Source organism: Cellulomonas sp. RIT-PI-Y (assembly GCF_025642745.1).
In the GTDB taxonomy this organism is placed as follows: Bacteria; Actinomycetota; Actinomycetes; order Actinomycetales; family Cellulomonadaceae; genus Cellulomonas.
Map to the genome: position 1 here is coordinate 1 of NZ_JANZKP010000067.1, position 16,091 is coordinate 16,091.

The window sequence follows — 16,091 nt, forward strand, 5'->3', positions numbered from 1 at the left end:
TGCTGCCGGAGCGGGAGCCCGCACCGCAGGTCCCGCACCTGTTGTCGCCGTTCTCCCTCGGCTCGATGACACTGCGGAACCGGGTGGTCATGCCGCCGATGGGCTCGAACCTCGCGTTGCCGGACGGCACCGTCTCCGACACCCAGCTCGCCTACTACGAGCAGCGCGCCCGCGGCGGCACCGGCCTGATCATCGTGGAGAACATCTGCGTCGCGTTCCCGGTCGCGGCCAACGGCACCACCCAGCTGCGGATCGACCACGACCGCTACATCCCGCGGCTGTACGAGCTGACCGAGCGGATGCACCGCTACGGCGCCAAGGCCGCGATCCAGCTGAACCATGCCGGTGCCTCCGCGAACCCGGCCCGCACCGGGACCCCCGCGCTCTCCGCCTCGGACGTCCCGTCCAAGCCGGGCGGCGTCGCACCGGTGCCGATGACCCGTGAGCAGATCGCCGAGGTCCCCGGGCAGTACGCCGCGGCGGCGCTGCGGGCCAAGAAGGCCGGCTTCGACGCGGTGGAGATCCACGGCGGGCACTCGTACCTGCTCTGCCAGTTCCTGTCCCCGCTCTACAACCACCGCACCGACGAGTACGGCGGCAGCCCGGCGAACCGGGCCCGGCTGGTCCGCGAGGTGCTGGACGCGGTGCGGACCGCGGTGGGTCCGCGGTTCCCGATCGCGTTGCGGATCAGCGCCGACGAGCTGGTCGCCGGGGGCAACACCCTGGACGACTCGGTCGAGCTGATGCGGTACCTGGTGGACGCGGTGGACCTGATCGACGTGTCCGCCGCCCTGGCCGGGAACCTGCAGTACCAGATCGACCGGATGGACCTGCCGGACGGCTGGCGCTCCGGCATGGCCCGCCGGTTCCGCGAGGAGTTCGGCAAGCCGACCATCGTCTCCGGCAACGTCCGCGACCCGCGGGTGGCCGAACGGATCGTCGCGGAGGGCGACAGCGACCTGGTGGCCCTGGGCCGGGGTCTGATCGCCGACCCGTGGTGGGTGCGCAAGGTCGCCACCGGCTGCGCCGACCGGATCCTGGACTGCATCTCCTGCAACATCGGCTGCGCCGACCACCGGATCCGGCTGGACCGCCCGATCCGCTGCACCGTGAACCCGGACATCGTCGGGCACGAGGACTACCTGCGCCGCCGGGTCGACCGTCCCACCCGGGTGGTCGTGGTCGGTGGCGGGGTCGGCGGACTGGAGGCGGCCTGCACCGCCGCCGAGGTCGGCTGCGACGTGGTGCTGCTGGAGGCCACGGACGTCGTCGGCGGCGTGGTGGGCGAGGCCGTGCGGCTGCCCGCGAAGCGCCGGATCGCCACCTTCCTCGACCACCTGGTCCGTCGCGCCGCCCGCGCCGGGGTCGAGATCCGGACCGCCACTCCCGCGACCGTCGACCTGGTGCGTTCGCTGCACCCCGACGTGGTGGTGAACGCGACCGGCTCCCGGCCGCTGCTCCCCCCGGTGCCCGGGCTGCGCGAGCGGGTGGACGTCGACGGCACCGAGGTGTTCTCGATCCTGGGCGCCACCGCGAGCGTGGACCGGATCGAGCGACTCGCCGGCCGCCCGGTGATCGTGGTCGGCGGCGGCGCGGTCGGCCTGGACGTGGTCGAGGCGTGCGTGGCGGTCGGCGCCGAGGTCACACTGATCGAGCGGATGGACCGGATCGCCGGCGATCTGGACGTGATCACCGCGATGCAGATGCACGAGCTGATCGAGCGGCACCGGGTGCCGGTGCTGACCGGGACCACTCTGACCGAGGTGGGCGACGGCTGGGTGGACGTGGTGGCGCCGGACGGGACCGCGCGACGGCTGCACGCGGACGCGACGTACGTCTGCCTGGGGATGCGCGGCGACCGGGCCAGTTACCCGGCATTGGCGGAAGGCTTCGCCGGGACCGGCGTGGACGTGCTGGACGTCGGCGACTCCGCGGGCGGCGGCAAGATCATCGACGCCACCCGGCAGGGGCGCGACATCCTGCTCACCCTCACCGAACGCGGCGTCCTGCCCCGCTGACACCGGGCCCCCGCCCCGGCCGCCGGCCCGTCGCCCTGGATGCCGGGCCTCCGACCTGGACGCCGGCCCGTCCACCCGGACACCGAGATCGGCAGTCCGCGCCTCGACGGCCCCGGCGGACTGCCGATCTCGGGCTGAACTGCCGATCTCGGGTGAGGCTGCCGATCTCGCGCGGCACTGCCGACGCCGGGCGGGACTGCCGACGCCGGGCGGCGGGGTCAGCCCCGGGCGCGGATCGCGGCCGTGAGGGCGGGCACCAGCTCGAACAGGTCGCCGACCACGCCGAAGTCCGCGACCGAGAAGATCGGCGCCTGCGGATCCTTGTTGATCGCCACCACGGTCCGGGAACCCGACATCCCCGCGAGGTGCTGGCTGGCCCCGGAGATGCCGCACGCCAGGTAGAGGTCCGGCGAGACCTTCTTGCCGGAGATCCCGATCTCCAGCTCCACCGGCACCCACCCGGCGTCGGCGGCGGGCCGGGAGGACCCCACCGCCGCGGACGGGCCGAGGGCGGCGGCCAGCTCGTGCAGCACCGCGAAGCCGTCGGCGCCGCCCATCGCACGACCGCCGGACACCACGATCCGGGCGTCCTCCAGCGCGACGCCGTCGCCGGTGGCCGGCAGGTGCTCGACCACGGTGGTCCGGGCGGCCGCGGGTGCGGGCGCGGTCACGACGGTGGCCGGGGCGCCGTCCGAGTCCGCGGCGGGCAGGCCGCCGGTGCGCACGGTGAGCAGCGGGAGGCCGTCGTCGACCCGGCAGCGGGCCAGCCGGGTGCCGCCGAGCTCGCTCTTGACCGCGGTGATCACCCCGTCGTCGATCCGCACCGAGGAGACGTCCGCGAGCAGACCGGTGCCGAGCCGGGCGGCCAGCCGCGCGAGTGTCTCGCCGCCGAGCGTGCTCGCAGCGGCCAGGACGGCGACGGGGGCGCGCACGGCGATCAGGTCGGCCAGGGCGGCGGCGACCAGGTCGGCGGCGTGACCGTCGGCCGGGACGTGATGGACGGTGCCGGCGCCCGCGGCCCCGGCGCGGTCGGCGACGGCGCCGAGCTCGGGGGCCACCAGGACGGCCTCGACGTCGGGGGACAGCCGGCGGGCCTCGGTGAGCAGGGCCAGCGCTGACTCGGCGGGGACGCCGTCCCGGGCCTCGATCAGCACGAACAGGGTGTCGGTCATGGTCGGTCTCCTCACAGCACGCCGGCGCCGACGAGGGCGGCGACCAGCTTGTCGGCGGTGTCCTGGGCGGTGTCCCCGGTGATCCGGACCCCGGGTTCGCGAGCGGGTGGGACGGTGACCTCCAGCACGGTGGCGTGCCTGTCGGGCACCACGCCGAGGTCGTCGGCGGTGAGCACCTCGAACACCGCCTTGTTGGCGGCGAGCTTGCTCTTCACCGAGGGGTAGCGCGGGGTGTTGACGTACTCGTCGACGCCGACCACCCCGGGCAGCGGCAGCCGGACCCGCTCGTGGCCGTCGTCGATCACCCGGGTGCAGAGCAGTGCACCGTCCTCGGCGTCGAGGGCGGTCACGGCGGTGATTGAGGGCAGGTCGAGCAGCTCGGCGACCATGGCGGGCACCGCGGTGCTGCCACCGTCGAAGGAACGGGTCCCGGCGATCACCAGGTCCACGCCGTCGAGCCGTCGGACCGCGGCGGCCAGGAGGCGGGCGGTGCCGAGGGCGTCGACCCCGGCCACGCCGTCGTCGAGGAGGTGCACACCGGCGTGGGCGCCGACGCTCACGCACTCCTTGAGGGTGGCCTTGGCGCCGGCGGGGCCGAGGGTGATCGCGGTGACCGTGCCGCCACCCGCGGCCTCGACCAGCTGCACCGCCGCCTCCAGGGCGTTCCGCCCGACCGGGTCGGTGACCGGGTTCGCGGTCGACCGGTCCAGGGTGTGGTCGCCGGTCACGCGGACCGCACCCAGGTCCTCCGGGACCTGCTTGACCAGGACTGCGATGTTCATGACGGTCTTCCTTCCTTCGGTCAGCGCGTGCCGACCGGCGACGCGGGGACGTCCACCAGGGCGGCGGCGCGGTCGCGCAGCACGTCCTTGCGGACCTTGCCCGCCGGGGACAGCGGCAGTGCGTCGACGGCCTCCACCCGGGCGGGGATCTTGTACTTGGCCAGACCGCGGCGCAGGAACTCGGGCCGCAGCGAGGCCGGGTCGGGGGTCGGAGCGCCGGGGTCGAGCACCAGGAAGGCGCAGGCGCACTCGCCCAGGCGCGGGTCCGGCATCGCGACCACGGCGGCCTCCCGGATCCCGGGCAGCTCACGGAGCACCTGCTCCAGCTCGGCGGCCGAGATGTTCTCCCCGCCCCGGATGATCACGTCCTTGCGGCGGCCGACGATCCGCAGATAGCCGTCGGCGTCCAGCCGGGCCAGGTCGCCGGAGTAGTACCAGCCGTCCTCGTCCAGAACGGCGGCGGTGAGCTCGGGCTCGCCCAGGTAGCCGCGGAACACCTGCGGGCCGCGGGACGCCTCCTCACCGACCTCGCCGACCGGCAGCGGGACGTGGGTGTCGGGGTCGACGATCCGCACCTCGACCCCGGCGACCGGTCGCCCGTCCGTGGTGAGCACCCGGTCCAGGTCGTCGTGCGGGGTCGTGAGCGTGTGCGGCGCGCTCTCGGTGGAGCCGTAGATGCTGAGCAGCCGGACGCCGTGGTCCAGCGCGCGGCGGGCCAGCGACCGCGGGACCGGGGAGCCGCCGCAGCCGAGGAACCGGAGGGTGCCCGGCATCCCGGCGGTGCTGGGATCGGTCTCGCCGGCGTCCAGCAGGCAGCGCACCACGCTGGCGGCGGCCATCCCGCAGGTGGCGCGCTCCGCACGGATCATCGCCAGGCACTCCGGGCCGGCGGGGACGTCCAGCAGCAGGCTGGTGCCGCCGACCAGGTAGGGCAGGGTCAGGCCGTGCAGGTAGCCGGTGGCATGGCCGAGCGGGGCGGGCATGAACACCCGGTCCCGGTGGTCGACCTCGAGGGCGGCCGCGAGGGCCAGCTCGCCGGAGAGCACGTTGCGGTGCGAGAGCATGGCGCCCTTGGGCCGGGCCTCACTGCCGGAGGTGAACAGGACCGTCGCGAGGTCGTCGCCGCGGCCCGGGGTGCGCAGCCGTTCGTCCAGTGGCGGCAGGTCCAGCAGCTCCGCGAGGGTCGGGGCGCCGGCCGACCGGGCGCCCTCGTGCTCGACGACGGCGACCGCCACCGGTCGTCCCTGGTCGGCGGCGAGCCGCAGGGCGAGCTCCTGGTACGGGGTGCAGCGGAACCGGGTCGGCACGATCAGCGCCCGGCTGCGGCACCGGGTCAGGACGTGCCGCAGCTCGGCCTCGCGGTAGGCGGTCAGCACCGGGTTGACCACCGCGCCGAGCCGCAGGCATGCCACGTTCACGCAGGTGAACTCGGCCCAGTTCGGCAGCTGGACCGACACCACGTCCCCGGACCGCACCCCGGTCCCGTGCAGCCAGGTCGCGATCCGGGCGGCACGGTCGTCCACCTGGGCGTAGCTCAGCCGGGTGCCCCGGGAGTCGACGACGGCGGTGTGGTCGGGGGTGGCCACGACCGCCGCCCGCCACAGGTCGTCCAGCGACCGTCGCTCGGTCATCAGCCCTGCCGGTAGTCGACCCCGGCGCCATGGACCGGGTAGTCCCAGGAGTAGCCCTCCGCGCCGGTGAACAGCCGGTCGCAGACCAGGCGGCAGTTGCCGCACTCCAGGCAGCCGACGTGGTCGAAGGTCATCTGCTGCGCCGCCTCGTCCCAGACGTAGCGCTGGGCGGGGCAGCTCGTGACGCACGCCCGGTCGGAGGGACAGGTCCGGCAGGCGGCCGGGTCGATCACGATGTGCGGGTGGTGCTCGTCGGTCTCGAACGTGGTCACGGCCAGCAGGGCGTCGATGCCGCTCACAGGGTCCGCACTCCCTTCAACAGGGTGCGGGCGGTCCGCACCGGCTTCCTCAGCTGCCGCGCGGCGCGCCACAGGGTGGTGCCGACCGGGGTCAGCGGCTCGGGGCCGACGTGGTAGAGCGCGGCCATCGTGTCCACCGCCAGCCGGGGGTAGACCGTGAACAGGTCGGTGGTGGAGCTCATCCAGTCGTGCGCGCCGCGGGTGGCCCGGAAGTCGCGCAGCAGACCCCGGTCCAGTCGGTCCCCGTACCCGGCCAGGGTCTGCGCGGACGGCCGTCCCGGCCCGGCCTCGATCAGGGTGTCGGCGGCGGCGATCCCGCTCAGCACGGCGTAGTCCATCCCACGGATGGTGAAGCCCCGGTTCAGGCAGAGCCCGGCGGCGTCGCCGCAGACCAGCCAGCCGTCGCCGGAGAACGCGGGCAGCGTGTCGTAGCCGCCCTCGTAGACGAGGTGCGCGCCGTACTCGACCAGCTCGCCGCCGTCGACGTACCGGGCCAGTGCCGGGTGCTCGCGCAGGGCCTGCGCGGTGTCCAGGATCGGCCGGCCGGAGGCCTTCCACCCCACGGAGTCGAGCACCAGGCCGAGCGAGACCGAGTCGGTGTTCGCGTAGCAGAACACCCCGCCGAACACGCCCTGGGTGACCGCGCCCATGCCCAGCACGGCGGCGCCCTCGCCGGGCCGGACGCCGAAGATCCGGTCGACCTCCTCGCTGGAACCGAACCGGTAGACGTACTTCGCGCCGACCGCGACGGCATGCGGGTCGAGCCGGCGGATCAGGCCCTCGCGTTCCAGGAGCAGCGGGTTGATCCCCTCGCAGTCGATCACCACGTCGGCCTCGAGCTCGTCGCCGTCGGCGCGGACGCCGCAGACCCGGCCGTCCCGGACGATCAGCGAGTCGACGGTGGTCCCGGTGACGATCATCGCCCCGGCCTGCTCCGCCTCGGCGGCCAGCCACCCGAGAAGCGGCGTGGCCAGGACGGTGTACGACTCCTGCTGGGCACTGGTCAGGGTGGACTCCACGGTCACCGCGTCCGTCTCGGTGAGCAGGGCGAGCACCTCGCGTTTGACCTCGCGCTGCACCGGGGCCTCCTGCCAGCGGTCGCCGAGCAGGGCTCGCAGCGCGTGGGAGTAGATCCGGCCGCCGGTGAGGTTCTTCGCGCCACAGGTCGAGCCGCGTTCGATCAGCAGCACCGAGCGTCCGGCGGTGGCCAGCCGGTAGGCGGCCGACAGCCCGGCGAACCCGCCGCCGACCACGATCGCGTCGAAGACGTCCTCGTCCATCAGGCGGTGTACTCGCGCTCGAGGGCCTTGCCGATCACCAGGGCCTGGATCTCGTTGGTGCCCTCCATGATCTGGAAGACCTTGGCGTCCCGGAACAGCTTCTCCACCGGGTACTCCTTGGTGTAGCCGTTGCCGCCGAACACCTGGACGGCCTTGCTCACCACGTCCTGCAGCATGTCCGTGACCAGCATCTTGGTGATCGCGCCCTCCTTGACCACCGGCTGCCCGGCATCCATCAGGCGCATGGTGTTGTGCACCAGGCAGCGGGCGGCCTCGGTCTGCGCGGCCATGTCGGCCAGCAGCTTCTGCACCAGCTGGAAGTGGATGATCGGCTCGCCGAACTGCCGGCGCTCGGTGGCGTAGCGGGCGGCCTCGTCCAGCGCGCGCTGCATCATGCCGACGCAGATGGTCGCCATGAACGCCCGGGACAGGTTCAGTCCGCTCATCGCGACGCCGAAGCCGGTGCCGGGCTCGCCGACCAGGTGGTCGGCCGGGATCCGGACCTCGTCGAAGACCACGTCGCAGGTGTTGGAGGTGCGCAGCCCGCACTTGTCCTCGTGGTGGCCCCAGGACACACCGGGGCGGTCGGTCTCCACGATGAAGCAGGAGATGCCGCGGTGCCCGGCGTCCGGGTCGGTGCGGGCCAGCACGGCGTAGACCCGCGCGATGCCGCCGTTGGTGATCCAGGTCTTGGTGCCGTTCAGCACCCAGTCGTCGCCGTCGCGCACCGCGGTGGTCCGGATCGCGGCGGCGTCCGAGCCCGCGCCCGGCTCGGACAGCACGAAGGCGCCGAGGCCGCCGTCGGCGATCAGGTCGGCGAACAGCCTGGCCTGCTCCGTGGTCCCGGCCAGGATCACGTTCCGCAACGCCACGAAGGTGGACACCAGGGTGATCGCGTAGCCCGCGTCGACCCTGCCGAGCTCCTCGAACACCATCGCGGTGGTCTCGAAGTCCAGGCCGCCGCCGCCGAACTCCTCCGGGATCTCCAGCAGGTGCAGGCCCATCTCGAACGCGGAGTCGAAGAAGTCCGGCGGACACTCGCCCGCCCGGTCGCAGTCGGCGATCCTCGGCTGGATCTCCTGGGTGACGAACTCGCGCACCATGGCGATCAGCTCGGACTGCTCCTCGGTGTAGATCAGTGCCACGGGTCAGTGCTCCTCGGGTGAAGGGGTGGTGGGTCCGGCGACGGCGCCCTCGGAACGCAGCGCGGCGATCCGGTCGGGGGCGAAGCCGAGTGCGGTGAGCACGGCGTCGGTGTCCGCTCCCTGGGGACGGGACAGCCGCAGCTCCGGGTCGCCCTGCCCGGCGAACCGCACCGGGTTGGTGGGCAGCAGCCGTCGGGTGCCGTTCGGGTAGGTGACGGTGCGCAGCACGTCGTTGGCCCGGGCCTGCGGGTCGTCGTAGAGGTCGGTGGGCAGCTGGCAGCGGGCGATCGGCAGGTCGTGCTCGCCGAACAGGTCCAGCCAGTGCTGGGCGGGTCGGGTGGCGAAGGCGGCGTCGAGCAGGTCGACCACCTCACCCACCCGGCCGGCGGCGTTGACCGCGGCGCAGTCGCCGAGCACCGCGTCGCCGATCAGGTCCTCGCGGCCGAGCAGCCGGAGGACGGCGGGCAGGTCGCGGTCGTACTCCGGGACGCAGAGCGCCAGCAGGCCGCCGTCCGCGCCGAGATAGGTGTTGTTGAGCGGGTTGATCACCTCGCGGCGATCCTTGGGATAGGAGACGCCGTACTGCGCGGCGACCATCGCCTGGTTCAGCATGAAGACCCCGGAGTGGAACAGCGAGGCGGTGACGTAGTCGCCGCGGCCGGTGGTCACCCGCTGGTGGACGGCCGCCAGGATCCCGGCGGCCAGCACGAAGGCGACCTGGAAGTCGCCGAAACCGGAGGGCGGGAGCATCGGGGCCGAGCCGCGGCTCATCGTGGTGGCCAGCACCCCGCCGCGGGACAGGTACGTCGTCATGTCGAACCCGGCCGCGTCCTTCAACGGGCCGCGCGCGCCGAAGCCGAGCACCTGGGCCATCACCAGGCGGGGGAACCGCCGGTGCAGGGTGTCCCAGTCGTAGCCGAGCTTGACCAGCGACTTCACCCGGGTGCTGGTGACGAACACGTCGGCGTCGGCCAGCAGGCGGTCCATCACCTCCCGGCCGCCGTCGGTGCGCAGGTCGACGGTGACGAAGCGCTTGTTCAGGTTGGCCATGTCGAAGCCGGGGTTCTCGTCGTCATCGAAGGGGGTGCCGAAGACCGCGCCCTGGGTACGACCGGGATCGCCGCGCGGCGGTTCGACCTTGATCACGTCGGCGCCCCATTCGCCGAGCACCCGCAGGGTGGTGGGCGCGGCGAGGAAGGCGGTCATGTCGACGACCCTGAGTCCGGCGAGGGGCTGCATGGTCACTCCGATCGGGAGTCGGGGGAGGGGCCGGTCCGGCGCCGGGGACGGGCGACGGACCGGCCGGGGGTTCAGAAGGTGTCGCCGCCGTTGGCGATCAGGCCGCGTGCGGCGGTGATCCGCTGCACGGTGGGCGGACCCTCCTCCAGCCACATGGCGCGGCAGTCGCGGTACAGCCGCTCGACCGGGCCGTACTCGCAGTTCTCGAAGTACCCGATGCCGCCGAGGATCTCGAGCATGTTGTCCGAGACCAGCTTCACCGTGCGGATCGAGAACAGCTTGCACATCGCGGCGAAGGTGTCCGCCTCCTCGCCCCGGTCGTAGCGGTCGGCGGTGTCGTGCACGGCCTGGCGCAGGGCGTAGATGTGCGTGCCGGACTCGGCGATCATGTGCTGGATCTCCTGGCGGGAGGCCAGCACCTTGCCGAAGGTGACCCGGTCCTTGGCCCGGGCGATCGAGATCTCCAGCATCCGCTGGGCCATGCCGAGGTTGGAGTCGGCGATGTGCGCCCGGGACAGGCCGAGCGAGAACATCGCGACGTGGTAGCCCTCGCCGACCTCACCGAGCCGGTACCGGTCCGGCACGCGGCAGTCGGTGAACCGCAGGCCGGCGTGACCGGCACCGCGGCAGCCCATCATGTGCTCCATCTCCACGATCTCGTACCCGGGGGTGTCGGTCGGGACGAAGAACGCGGTGAGCCGGTGGTCCTTGTCCGCCTCGGGGTTCGTGAGCGTGATCAGGTAGGTGCCGTCGGAGCAGTCGGTGTGCGAGATCAGGGTCTTCTCACCGTTGATCACCCAGTCGTCGCCGTCGCGCACCGCGGAGGTCTTGATGTCGGCACCGGAGCCGGCCTCGGCCTCGGTCAGGGCGAAGTTCACGTAGAGGGTCTTGTCCGCGAACCGTGGCATCGCCCAGGTCTTGAGCTCCTCCTGGCCGAAGTCGTCCATGATCCGCCAGTTCAGGCCGGCGGCGTGGTGCAGGTGCATTCGCATGCCGCCCGGGCCGCGGGAGAACTCCTCCTGGACCTGGAAGATCTGCCGGGTGGTCAGCCCCCAGCCGCCGTACTGCTCGGGCAGGTAGAAGCGGTACAGGTTGTGCGTGCGGGACAGCTCGAAGAACTCGGGCGGGAAGACGTTGGTCTTCTCGATCTCGGTCTGCATGTCGTCGAAGGGGCCTTCGGCGAGCTCGCGGATCTCGGCGAGGTAGCTCTGGAACTCCTCGTCCGTTGTGGGTCTGTGGTCGAGCACGTACCTACCTCCTGACGGGGTGTACGCCGATCGACGGGAGCGACGTCGTCGTCGTACTCACTAGTTCGTACAAACTCAAGAATCAGACTTGCAGGAGGGCGTCGCGGGGTCGAGGGACCATCGTCCCGCTCCCGCGGATCGATGGCTGTACGGCGCATGGATACGGGGAAGAAGGCGGTGACGCCCGCGCCCCGGCGGCCCGGGACCTTGGGCCTCTCGTGAACCCAGTCACAAGCGGCACGATGTAACTACCGGGTGAGTACCTGCGGCTCAGAGGAGCGCTGCGCGCGCGAGGTGTCCCCAGCCCCCGTCAGTGCCCCGTGCACGTGCATGAAAGGTTCGCCATGAAGAACCGCTACACGCCGACCGCAGGCTCGGTCTACCTGTACTTCTTCCTCTACGGCATGGCCGTCATCATCCTGTCGCAGAACTCCGCCCACCTCCAGGAGCAGTGGAACTGCACCGAGGGCAACGTCCTGATGGCCCTGTCCGGCATCGGGATCGGGAAGATCATCGGCCCGTCCTTCGCCGGGTTCCTCTCCGACAAGGTCGGGCGCCGGTTCATGGTGCTGACCTCGCTGGCGATGTACATCGTCTTCCTGCTCGGTGTGGTGGTCAGCCCCAGCTGGCAGATCGGCTTCGCGCTCGCGGTCTGGTTCGGCCTGGCGAACGCCGTGATGGACACCGGCACCTACCCGACCCTGATGGAGTCGTTCCCGAAGACCGCCGGATCGGCGAACATGCTGGTGAAGGCCGCGATCGCCGCCGGTCAGTTCGCCCTCCCGCTGATCATCAACGCGCTGGCCAACTCCGGCGCCTTCTGGGGGATCCCGTTCATCGGGGGCGCGATCGTGCTCGCGATCATCTTCCTGATCATGCTCAAGGTGCCGTTCCCGGACTACAGGGCCCTGGCCGCCGAGCAGAAGGCGGCGATCGAGGCCAGCGCCGCCGCCTCGCCCGAGTCCGGTGCCACCGGTGCCCGGATCGGTCTGGAAGGGGTGGCGCTGGTGTTGTTCGGCTTCACCGCCACCGCGATGTTCTGGCTGGCCCAGAACTCGATGCCCGCCATCGGGCAGCACCTGGCCGGGATGAGCGAGGACGGTGGCCGCGGGCTGATCTCCTGGTACTCGATCGGCTCCTTCGCCGGGGTGTTCATCACCGCGTCGCTGGTGGCCAGGAAGTTCCGTCCGGTGACCTTCCTGGTGGTGAACCCGGTGGCGGCCGCGGTGGCGTACCTCCTGATGGTGCTGGTGCAGAATGCGACGCTGTATCCGGTGCTCGCGTTCGTGATCGGCTACTTCGCGGCGGGCGGGCTGTTCCAGCTGACCGTGGTCGTGCTCGCCGAGTTCTTCCCGGTCCGCAAGGGCGTCGTCACCTCGATGATCGGTCTGGCCTCCGGGCTGGCCGCGTTCGTGCTGCCCTACCTGTCCGGCTGGCTGGTGGACGGCGCCGCCAGCAAGGCCGACGGCTACACCAACGTGGTGTGGGTCGGCCTGGGCGTCTGCGTCGTCTCGGTGCTGCTCGGCAGCTTCGTGCTGACCCGGCACCGCAAGGTGTTCGTGCGCACCGTGGCCGCGGCCGACGCCGAGCGGCTCGCCACCGCCTCGTCCTGAGCACCACCCCCAACCCCCTGCCCGAGGAGTACCGCGATGCCCGCAGTCGAGGCCGTGGACCGTCTGCCCGCCGATGTCACCCCGCAGCAGGCCCGCCGTGCCGCGGTCAGCTCCTTCGTCGGGGCGGTGATCGAGTGGTACGACTTCCTGATCTTCGGCCTGACCGCGGCGACCGTGTTCAACACGCAGTTCTACGCCTTCGACACCCCGACGATGAACCTGCTGGCGTCCTTCGCCACGCTGGGCATCGGGTTCCTGTTCCGGCCGTTGGGCGGACTGGTCTTCGGGCGGATGGGGGATCGGGTCGGGCAGAAGCAGGTCCTGATCGTGACGATGACCCTGATGGGCATCTGCACCGGTCTGGTCGGCTGCCTGCCCACGTACCAGCAGGCCGGATGGTGGTCACCGGTGCTGCTGACCCTGCTCCGATCGGTGCAGGGGTTCGCGGTGGGCGGTGAGTGGGGCGGGGCGGCCCTGCTCGCCGTCCGCCACGCACCGGCCGGGCGCCGCGCGTTCTACTCCTGCGGCGTCCAGCTCGGGTACGCGGTGGGCCTGGTCGCGGCCTCCGGGGCGGTCACCGGGATGAGCGCGCTCACCGGCGACCGGTTCGACAGCTGGGGCTGGCGGGTGCCGTTCTGGTTCTCGCTGGTGCTGATCGCCGTCGGGCTGTGGATCCGCTCCGGGGTGGTCGAGCGGCCGAAGGACCCACAGCCCGCCGACCGGGAGCGTGGGTCGGTGCTCGCCGCGATCCGGCAGTCGCCCGGGGCCTTCCTGGAGATCATTGGCCTGCGCCTGGTCGAGCTGTTGACCATGTACATCGTCACCACCTTCGCGGTGGCCTACGGGGTGTCCCACCTGGGCATGTCCCGGGAGCGGATGGTCGACGTGGCGCTGATCGTCGGCGCGCTCGGGTTGATCTCCATCCCGGCCTTCGCCTACCTGTCCGACCGGTTCGGCTGGCGCCGGATCTACGTCGTCGGCGCGCTGATCGGCGCCGCAGCGGCGTTCCCGTTCTTCCTGGCGATGCAGTCCGGCAGCTTCCTGCTGGTGGTGGTGGTCGCGGTGATCCTGATCAACATCGCCCACGACATGGCGGTCTCGGTGCAGCAGCCCCTGATCACCCAGATGTTCGGCGCGGAGCACCAGAACACCGGCGCCGGGGTGGGGTACCAGGTGGCCTCCGCGATCGCGGGCGGGTTCACGCCGTTCCTCGCGACGGCGATGCTGGCCTGGACCGACGACCAGTGGTGGCCGGTGGCGACCTATCTGCTGGTGGGCTGCCTGATCTCCGCCGCGGTGGCCGCATTCGCGGTGCGGGGCCGGTCCTAGTCCGCCAGCACGAACCGCAGGACCACGTCCTCGATCATCCGGCGGATCCGCGGTGACTCCACCTCGCTGAGCATGTCCCGGCCGAACAGCTGGTTGAACGTCGACCGGTTGGACACCCGCTGGAACGCCAGCCCGGAGATGACCTGCTGCACGTCCAGCGCGGTCGGCGCGTCCGGCCCGGCGCGGAACACCCCGGCGGATCGGCCCCGGCGCAGGATGTCGTCGACCAGCTCGACGGCGCGGCGGTTGGTCTCCCGGGCCTCCTCGGACATCAGGTGCGCCGATCCCGCGGGCAGCAGGTTCTCGAACACCACCAGGCGCACGAACGCCGGGTTCTGCTCGTGGTGCAGCACGTCCGAGCGCACCAGCAGGCGCAGCGCCTCCTCGGGGTCCAGCTCGTCCAGGTGCAGCCGGGACTCCGAGTCGCGGATCCGGCGGTAGGACTCCACCAGGGCCGCGGTGTACAGGTCCTCCTTGGACCGGAAGTAGTAGTAGATCATCCGCTTGGTGGTGGCGGTCCGCTCCGCGATGGCGTCGATCCGGCCGCCGAGCAGACCGTGGTCGGAGAACTCCTCGACGGCGGCCTCCAAGATCGCCCGCCGGGTGCCCTCCGGGTCGCGGCGAGCGCGCGGGGAGTCCTCGGGCGTGCTGGTGGTCATCGGGTCCCTCTCGGTGCGGGGTGTCCGGTCCGTGGTCGTCCGGCCACGACGGCAGCGGTCGGGACCATTATGGAACGGTTGGTACAGTTCCGGATCCGTCCGGACCCGAGCCCCTCAGGAGTCGACGATGCCCAGCCCCTCCGCCGCCCGGTCCGGCCGCCGCGGCACCCCGCCGCCCGCCCCGGAACGCGGCCCGCTGGTGGTGCTGTGCGGCCCGATGGGCTCCGGCAAGACGGCGATCGGCCGGGCGCTGTCCCGCCGCTGGGACGTCCCGTTGCGGGACACCGACGTCGACGTCGAGGAGCAGGCGGGGACCACCATCGCGGACATCTTCCTGCACCGCGGCGAACAGGCCTTCCGCGACCTGGAGCACGAGGTGGTGGCCGCGGCGCTGGCCGATCACCGCGGCGTGCTGGCGCTCGGCGGCGGCGCGCCGCTGCGGACGGACACCCAGGAGCACCTGGCGGGCTACGCGGCGCAGGGCGGCACGGTGGTGTTCCTGGACGTCAGCATCGCGTTCGCGGCACCGCGGGTCGGCCTGGACGACTCCCGCCCGCTGCTGATGGGCGACCCGCGGCAGCGCTGGCTCGATCTGATGCGCGAGCGCCGCGAGGTCTACGAGGGCGTGGCGACCATGCGCGTGCTCACCGACGGGGTCACCCCCGCCGAGGGGGCCCGGGAGATCGAACGCCGGATGCGGCTGGCCCGGCAGACCCCGGTCCCGCGCGGCGGTCCGCACACCCGCTGAGCATCTTGTCGCTGGTCACCCGGTATGTCCCGTTGCGCCGGACGGGTGATTTTGGCACCTTGTCCCACGACAGCGGTACTTCGGGAAGGGGAGGACCATGACCACCGTGGCAACCACGGCACCGTCCAAGGCGGGCCGCGTGATCGCGATCATCTCGGCTGTGGCCGGGCTGGTACTACTGATCGCGGGCGGTGTGACCTGGGGCGCTGTCTCCAGTCACCTCGCGGACGAGAACATCACCGTCTCCGGCGACGCGGCGAACTTCGCCGGTGACCCGGTGACCACGCCCTGGGCGGCCTTCGCCCAGGCGGACATCATCGCCCACCACGCGCTGGAGGCGACCGACGGCAAGACCTACGCCGAGCTGGAGCAGGACGACCCGCTGCGCGAGGTGGCGATGAACGCCTCGTTCCTGCGGGCCTCGCTGTTCACCTCCGTGGTCGCCTTCGGCGTGGCCGCGCTGGTGATGGGGCTCGGCGTGCTGTTCCTGCTGGTCGGCTGGGCGCTCTGGGCGCTGGCCGGCAAGCGTCGGGTGGCGATCGTGGACGGCGGTGCCCGCACCGCGGCCACCACCACCCCGGTGCAGCCGACCACCACGACGACCACCGAGCCGGGGGCGCCGAACGCACCGCCCGCGGTCTGATCGAGCGCATCCGATCGGCAGAAGGGCCGGAACCCGTCACGGGTTCCGGCCCTTCTGCCGTGCGGGGTCGGGTGCGGGCCCGGCCCCGCCTCAGGACGCCGAGCGGTCCCGGCGACGCACCGCGTTGGCCAGGGAGCTGACCAGCAGCGCCACCCCGGCCACCGCCAGCAGCCCGATGAAGGCCAGCTGGAAGTCGATGTGCAGGCCGGCGGCGGAGGCCAGGATCGCGGCGCCGACGGCCACCACGATCAGGCCCCAGATCACGGTGCCCGCCCGGGGTCCGGTG

General features: G+C 72.1%; 15 protein-coding genes. 5 read left to right on the forward strand and 10 right to left on the reverse strand.

Annotation, left to right across the window (positions count from 1 at the left end; genetic code table 11):
• Positions 1-2,018: NAD(P)/FAD-dependent oxidoreductase (locus OGL89_RS15440; protein ID WP_263121052.1), on the forward strand; the 2,018-nt coding region annotated here is incomplete at its 5' end.
• 218 nt (positions 2,019-2,236) lie between these two features.
• Here the strand turns inward: OGL89_RS15440 and OGL89_RS15445 are convergent.
• From OGL89_RS15445 to OGL89_RS15480, 8 genes are all read right to left on the reverse strand, one after another.
• Entirely contained in the window at positions 2,237-3,190 is a 954-nt protein-coding gene (locus OGL89_RS15445; protein WP_263121053.1) for an electron transfer flavoprotein subunit alpha/FixB family protein, read from the reverse strand.
• 11 nt (positions 3,191-3,201) lie between these two features.
• Positions 3,202-3,972: an electron transfer flavoprotein subunit beta/FixA family protein gene (locus tag OGL89_RS15450; protein ID WP_263121054.1), complete on the reverse strand. Its 771-nt coding sequence runs from the start codon at positions 3,970-3,972 to the stop codon at positions 3,202-3,204.
• 20 nt (positions 3,973-3,992) lie between these two features.
• Positions 3,993-5,603 (reverse strand): AMP-binding protein, encoded by a 1,611-nt coding sequence (locus tag OGL89_RS15455; protein WP_263121055.1) that lies wholly within the window; start codon positions 5,601-5,603, stop codon positions 3,993-3,995.
• Positions 5,603-5,902, reverse strand: coding sequence for a hypothetical protein (locus OGL89_RS15460; protein ID WP_263121056.1), 300 nt, complete (start codon positions 5,900-5,902; stop codon positions 5,603-5,605). The genes OGL89_RS15455 and OGL89_RS15460 overlap by 1 nt, the downstream gene beginning before the upstream one ends.
• On the reverse strand, positions 5,899-7,182 hold the full coding sequence (locus OGL89_RS15465) for an FAD-dependent oxidoreductase (RefSeq protein WP_263121057.1): 1,284 nt from the start codon (positions 7,180-7,182) through the stop codon (positions 5,899-5,901). The genes OGL89_RS15460 and OGL89_RS15465 overlap by 4 nt, the downstream gene beginning before the upstream one ends.
• Positions 7,182-8,327, reverse strand: coding sequence for an acyl-CoA dehydrogenase family protein (locus OGL89_RS15470; RefSeq protein ID WP_263121058.1), 1,146 nt, complete (start codon positions 8,325-8,327; stop codon positions 7,182-7,184). The genes OGL89_RS15465 and OGL89_RS15470 overlap by 1 nt, the downstream gene beginning before the upstream one ends.
• A gap of 3 nt (positions 8,328-8,330) precedes the next feature.
• Positions 8,331-9,566 (reverse strand): CoA transferase, encoded by a 1,236-nt coding sequence (locus OGL89_RS15475; protein WP_263121059.1) that lies wholly within the window; start codon positions 9,564-9,566, stop codon positions 8,331-8,333.
• Positions 9,567-9,637: 71 nt separating this feature from the next.
• Positions 9,638-10,813, reverse strand: coding sequence for an acyl-CoA dehydrogenase family protein (locus OGL89_RS15480; RefSeq protein ID WP_263121060.1), 1,176 nt, complete (start codon positions 10,811-10,813; stop codon positions 9,638-9,640).
• 344 nt (positions 10,814-11,157) lie between these two features.
• On the opposite strand from OGL89_RS15480, the gene OGL89_RS15485 reads away from it, so the two are divergent.
• Both OGL89_RS15485 and shiA read left to right on the forward strand, forming a co-directional pair.
• Complete coding sequence (locus OGL89_RS15485) at positions 11,158-12,426, forward strand: MFS transporter (protein WP_263121061.1); 1,269 nt, start codon at positions 11,158-11,160, stop codon at positions 12,424-12,426.
• A gap of 36 nt (positions 12,427-12,462) precedes the next feature.
• Complete coding sequence (gene shiA, locus OGL89_RS15490) at positions 12,463-13,755, forward strand: shikimate transporter (protein WP_263121062.1); 1,293 nt, start codon at positions 12,463-12,465, stop codon at positions 13,753-13,755.
• Here the strand turns inward: shiA and OGL89_RS15495 are convergent.
• On the reverse strand, positions 13,752-14,414 hold the full coding sequence (locus OGL89_RS15495) for a TetR/AcrR family transcriptional regulator (RefSeq protein WP_263121063.1): 663 nt from the start codon (positions 14,412-14,414) through the stop codon (positions 13,752-13,754). The two genes, shiA and OGL89_RS15495, sit on opposite strands and share 4 nt — an antisense overlap.
• A 127-nt stretch (positions 14,415-14,541) precedes the next feature.
• On the opposite strand from OGL89_RS15495, the gene OGL89_RS15500 reads away from it, so the two are divergent.
• Together OGL89_RS15500 and OGL89_RS15505 are read left to right on the forward strand one after the other, a co-directional pair.
• Positions 14,542-15,162 carry a shikimate kinase gene (locus OGL89_RS15500; RefSeq protein ID WP_263121064.1) on the forward strand — a complete coding sequence of 207 codons (621 nt, stop codon included), beginning with the start codon at positions 14,542-14,544 and terminating at the stop codon, positions 15,160-15,162.
• Between the two features lie 97 nt (positions 15,163-15,259).
• The gene (locus OGL89_RS15505) at positions 15,260-15,805 is read left to right on the forward strand and encodes an aromatic ring-opening dioxygenase LigA (protein WP_263121065.1); all 546 of its coding nucleotides are present in this window, start codon (positions 15,260-15,262) and stop codon (positions 15,803-15,805) included.
• A 90-nt stretch (positions 15,806-15,895) separates the two neighbouring features.
• Here the strand turns inward: OGL89_RS15505 and OGL89_RS15510 are convergent.
• The coding region (locus OGL89_RS15510; protein WP_263121066.1) for a hypothetical protein at positions 15,896-16,091 on the reverse strand (196 nt) is incomplete at its 5' end.

Coding starts and splice junctions, on each gene's coding strand:
- OGL89_RS15455 (WP_263121055.1), bottom strand. CDS start 5,603: ATGACCGAGCGACGGTCGCTGGACGACCTGTGGCGGGCGGCGGTCGTG.
- shiA (WP_263121062.1), top strand. CDS start 12,463: ATGCCCGCAGTCGAGGCCGTGGACCGTCTGCCCGCCGATGTCACCCCG.
- OGL89_RS15505 (WP_263121065.1), top strand. CDS start 15,260: ATGACCACCGTGGCAACCACGGCACCGTCCAAGGCGGGCCGCGTGATC.
- OGL89_RS15485 (WP_263121061.1), top strand. CDS start 11,158: ATGAAGAACCGCTACACGCCGACCGCAGGCTCGGTCTACCTGTACTTC.
- OGL89_RS15495 (WP_263121063.1), bottom strand. CDS start 14,414: ATGACCACCAGCACGCCCGAGGACTCCCCGCGCGCTCGCCGCGACCCG.
- OGL89_RS15475 (WP_263121059.1), bottom strand. CDS start 9,566: ATGCAGCCCCTCGCCGGACTCAGGGTCGTCGACATGACCGCCTTCCTC.
- OGL89_RS15450 (WP_263121054.1), bottom strand. CDS start 3,972: ATGAACATCGCAGTCCTGGTCAAGCAGGTCCCGGAGGACCTGGGTGCG.
- OGL89_RS15465 (WP_263121057.1), bottom strand. CDS start 7,182: ATGGACGAGGACGTCTTCGACGCGATCGTGGTCGGCGGCGGGTTCGCC.
- OGL89_RS15500 (WP_263121064.1), top strand. CDS start 14,542: ATGCCCAGCCCCTCCGCCGCCCGGTCCGGCCGCCGCGGCACCCCGCCG.
- OGL89_RS15445 (WP_263121053.1), bottom strand. CDS start 3,190: ATGACCGACACCCTGTTCGTGCTGATCGAGGCCCGGGACGGCGTCCCC.